The organism is Pseudonocardia sp. KRD291 (genome assembly GCF_019263595.1).
In the GTDB taxonomy this organism is placed as follows: Bacteria; Actinomycetota; Actinomycetes; order Mycobacteriales; family Pseudonocardiaceae; genus Pseudonocardia.
In genome coordinates, this window is sequence record NZ_JADQDD010000410.1 from 1 (window position 1) to 4,139 (window position 4,139).

At 74.3% G+C, this 4,139-nt stretch carries 4 protein-coding genes and 1 pseudogene; 1 reads left to right on the forward strand and 4 read right to left on the reverse strand.

Annotated elements, in window-relative coordinates:
- The 4 genes from ureC to I4I78_RS30875 form a co-directional block, all read right to left on the reverse strand.
- Positions 1-1,374, reverse strand: a 1,374-nt coding sequence (ureC, locus tag I4I78_RS30860) for an urease subunit alpha (protein ID WP_218615040.1), incomplete at its 3' end; no start/stop codon positions are given.
- A complete protein-coding gene (locus tag I4I78_RS30865; protein WP_218615043.1) occupies positions 1,371-1,724 on the reverse strand; it encodes an urease subunit beta in 354 nt (117 codons plus the stop codon). The genes I4I78_RS30865 and ureC, both read right to left, overlap by 4 nt.
- 26 nt (positions 1,725-1,750) lie before the next feature.
- Positions 1,751-2,053: an urease subunit gamma gene (locus I4I78_RS30870; RefSeq protein ID WP_218615041.1), complete on the reverse strand. Its 303-nt coding sequence runs from the start codon at positions 2,051-2,053 to the stop codon at positions 1,751-1,753.
- Between the two features lie 70 nt (positions 2,054-2,123).
- On the reverse strand, positions 2,124-3,095 hold the full coding sequence (locus I4I78_RS30875) for an aldo/keto reductase (RefSeq protein WP_218615042.1): 972 nt from the start codon (positions 3,093-3,095) through the stop codon (positions 2,124-2,126).
- Positions 3,096-3,219: 124 nt separating this feature from the next.
- Here I4I78_RS30875 and I4I78_RS30880 point away from each other — a divergent pair.
- A pseudogene (locus I4I78_RS30880) lies at positions 3,220-4,139 on the forward strand (hypothetical protein); the annotation flags it as partial.

Here is a 4,139-nt window from a genome sequence, read left to right on the forward strand (position 1 = left end):
GAACCCGCCCTTGAGCACGATCTCCGGGCGGACCCCGAAGAACTTCGGATCCCACAGCACCAGGTCGGCGAGCTTGCCGACCTCGACCGAGCCGACCTCGTCGGCCATCCCGTGCGCGAGCGCCGGGTTGATCGTGTACTTCGCGACGTAGCGCCGCGCTCGGGCGTTGTCCGCGGCACCGTCGCCGTCGAGGGGCCCGCGGGCGGCCTTCATGGCGTGCGCGGTCTGCCAGGTCCGGATGATCACCTCGCCGATCCGGCCCATGGCCTGGGAGTCCGAGCTCATCATCGAGATCGCGCCCAGGTCGTGCAGCACGTCCTCGGCGGCGATCGTTGTCGGCCGGATCCGGCTCTCGGCGAACGCGAGGTCCTCGGGCACCGACGGGTTCAGGTGGTGGCAGACCATCAGCATGTCGAGGTGCTCGTCGAGCGTGTTGACCGTGTGCGGGCGCGTCGGGTTCGTCGAGGACGGCAGCACGTTCGGCGTCCCGACGACCTCGATGATGTCCGGGGCGTGCCCGCCGCCCGCGCCCTCGGTGTGGAACGCGTTGATCGAGCGCCCGGCGATCGCGGCGATCGTGGACTCCAGGAACCCCGCCTCGTTGAGGGTGTCGGTGTGGATCGCGACCTGGACGCCGGAGTCGTCGGCGACGCGCAGGCAGGCGTCGATCACGGCCGGGGTGGTGCCCCAGTCCTCGTGCAGCTTGAAACCGCCCGCGCCGGCGCGCAGCTGCTCCCACATCGCGTCGGCGCTGGTGGTGTTGCCCTTGCCCATCAGCAGCACGTTGACCGGCATGTGGTCCATCGCCTGCAGCATCCGGCCGATGTTGCGCGGGCCGGGCGTCACGGTGGTGGCCTTGGTGCCGTCGGCCGGGCCGGTGCCGCCGCCGGCCAGCGTCGTGACCCCGGACGCCAGCGCGGTGTCGACGAGCTGGGGGCAGATGAAGTGCACGTGCACGTCGATCCCGCCCGCGGTGAGGATCCTGCCGTTGCCGGCCATCACCTCGGTGGACGGGCCGATCACCAGGGCCGGGTCGACGCCGTCCATGGTGTCCGGGTTGCCGGCCTTGCCGATCCCGACGATCCGGCCGTCGGTGACCCCGACGTCGGCCTTGACCACCCCCCAGTGGTCGAGGACGACCGCGCCGGTGATCACCAGGTCGGGTGCGCCGTCGGCGGAGGTGACCGCCGACTGGCCCATCGACTCGCGGATCACCTTGCCGCCGCCGAAGAGCACCTCGTCCCCGGAGCCGGCCGGGCCGCGGCTGCGGTCCTCGGTCACCTCGATCAGCAGGTTCGTGTCGGCCAGTCGGATCCGGTCGCCGGTGGTGGGGCCGAACAGGTCGGCGTAGCGGCCGCGCTCGATGAACGTCATGCGGTGCCCCCGTAGGCGTGCTCGGACGGGTCCGCGGTGCGCGCGTCGAGAGGGCCCGCGTACTCCGGTCGCAGGCCGGGGACGGCCCGCGCGCCGGCGAGCGGCACCAGCGTCACCTCCCGGTCGACGCCCGGCTCGAACCGCACCGACGTCCCGGCCGGGACGTCGAGGTGGCGGCCCCAGGCGGCGGCCCGGTCGAACGACAGGCCCGGGTTCACCGCGGCGAAGTGGAAGTGCGACCCGACCTGCACCGGGCGGTCCGCGGTGTTCGTGACGACCAGCGTCGTGCGCTCGCGCCCGGGGTTGAGCTCCACGGCGCCGTCACCGGGGAGGATCTCGCCCGGAACGATCGCAGCGTCGATCTCGGGGCCGGCCATCAGACGATCGGGGAGTGCACGGTGACGAGCTTCGTGCCGTCCGGGAACGTGGCCTCGACCTGCACCGAGTCCAGCATCTCGGCGATGCCGCCGAGCACGTCGTCGCGGCCCAGCACCTCGCGCCCGCTGCTCATCAGCTCGCTGACCGAACGCCCGTCGCGGGCGCCCTCCACGACGTGGTCGGTGATCAGCGCGACCGCCTCCGGGTAGTTCATCCGCAGGCCACGGGCCCGGCGGGCGCGCGCGACGTCGGCGGCGACGTGGACGAGCAGCTTGTCGCGCTCCTGCGGGCTCAGGTGCATGCAGGCATTCCTACGGCCGCGATGTTTCGCGGCAGTGACCGCCGCGTTTCGGACGGTGGCGCCCCGGAAATCAGTACCGGTCGCCGTGCGCCCCCGGCAGCGTCTCCAGCAGGGCGTGGTCCTCGGCACTCAGGTCGATCGCCGCGGCGGCGGCGTTCTCCTCGACGCGCTCGGGGCGGGTCGTGCCCGGGATCGGCACCACGCGCTCGCCGCAGGACAGGACCCAGGCCAGCGCGATCTGGGCCGGGGTCGCGTCGTGGCGCTGCGCGACCGTCCGGACGGTCGCCACGATCTCGGCGTTGGCCGCCATCGCCTCGTCGGTGAAGCGGGCGTTGTGCGCCCGGAAGTCCCTGCGCTCGAACGACCCCGCGCTCAGCGTCCCGGTCAGGAAACCGCGCCCGAGCGGTGCGAACGGGAGGAACCCGGCGCCGTGCTGCTCGCACCACGGGAGCACGTCGGCCAGGACGCCGCGGGTCCACAGCGACAGCTCGGACTGCACGGTCGACACCGGGTGGATCGCCGAGGCCCCGTCCAGCTGCGCGGGCTCGACCTCGGACATGCCCAGCGCCCGGACCTTGCCCGCGGTGACCAGGTCGGCGAGCGCGCCCCAGGTGTCGGCCAGCGGCACCTCGGGGTCGACCCGGTGCAGCTGGTACAGGTCGATCACATCGAGGCCGAGCCGGCGCAGCGAGTCGTCGCAGGCCTGCGCGATCCGCTCCGGGCGCCCGTCCGGGGCGGGGACCTGCCCGGCCGAACGCTCCCCGTCCACGACCAGGCCGACCTTGGTGGCGACGGTGACCCGCTCCCGGTCCGACGGCGCGAGCCCGGCCAGCGCGCGTCCGACGAGCTCCTCGTTGCGGAACGGGCCGTAGACGTCGGCGGTGTCGAGCAGGGTCACCCCGTGCTCGAGCGCACGGTGGATCGTCGCGACCGAGCGCTCGTCGTCGCGCTCGGCCGGGGAGTAGGCCCACGACATCCCCATGCAGCCCAGACCGACCGCGCCGACCCGGGGACCGTCCTGCCACAGCTCGCGATCGTCCATGCACCGACGGTAACGCCGCGGGTGGCGGACCCGTCCGCGGCGGGGCCCGGACGAGCCCCTGTGACGTCCGGCCCGCCGTCCGTGATGCCATAGTGGGAGTCGGACGGCGGAGGGGGTTTCGGGCGTGGACACGCTGGTGGCGCTCGTCGCCGGGCTGCTCGACGGCCTGCGCGGCCTGGCGGCGGACGCGTGCCCGGGGGAGTGGGCGTGGTCGGCCACCCTGCTCGGGGTGCTGGTCGGGCTGCTGCCCACGGCCGGGACGGTCGCGGTCGCGCTGATCCGCCGGCGGCTCGGCTCGACCTACGGGATGGCCGGGTCCGTGCTGGTCGGCGGGATCGGGGTGCTGACCGCGGGGCTGCTCCCGCTGGCCGCGTTCATCGCCACCGGACGGGTGTTCGCCGCCGCGACCGAGGGGCAGCCCGTGCCGGGCATGGCCGCCGCGACGGTCCGGACGATCCGCACCACCACCTGCTCGGTGGTCGGGACCCAGAGCAGCTACCTGGGCAAGGGCACCGTCGCCGGGGCCGTGGGCAGCGGTGACGTCGTCACGTCGGTGATCGCGATCGTGCTGCTCGGCGTGGTGCCGCTGCTGGCGGTGGTGCTGGTCGCGGTGCAGGCCCGCACGGCGCTGCGCCGCGGCCCGAAGTGGCCCTCGAAGTTCTTCTGGATCCCGCTGTTCTCGCTGATCGTGTTCACCGCCGGGGTCCCCAGCGGGACCGCCGAGCACCTGTGGATCGGGGTGCTGGTCGCGACGCTGCTCGGGGTCGTGGTCACCGCGATGGTGCCGCCGCCCTCGCGCGCCGTGCTCGCCGCGGCCGAACGCCGGTCCGTCGACGCCGCCCCGCCGCCGCCGTCCGGCCGTGCTCCGGTGGCCGGGACGGGCCGCCCGGCACCGTCCGGAGCGGTGGGTGCGGGCGGCACCGGTGCCGCCGCACCGAGCCTCGCCGACCGACTGGCCGGCCGGTTCGCCGCACGCAGCCCGGAGAGCCCGGTCGAGATCGGTGGGGCCGCCGCGTCCGGACGGGCACGGTCCGGCCAGGCGCT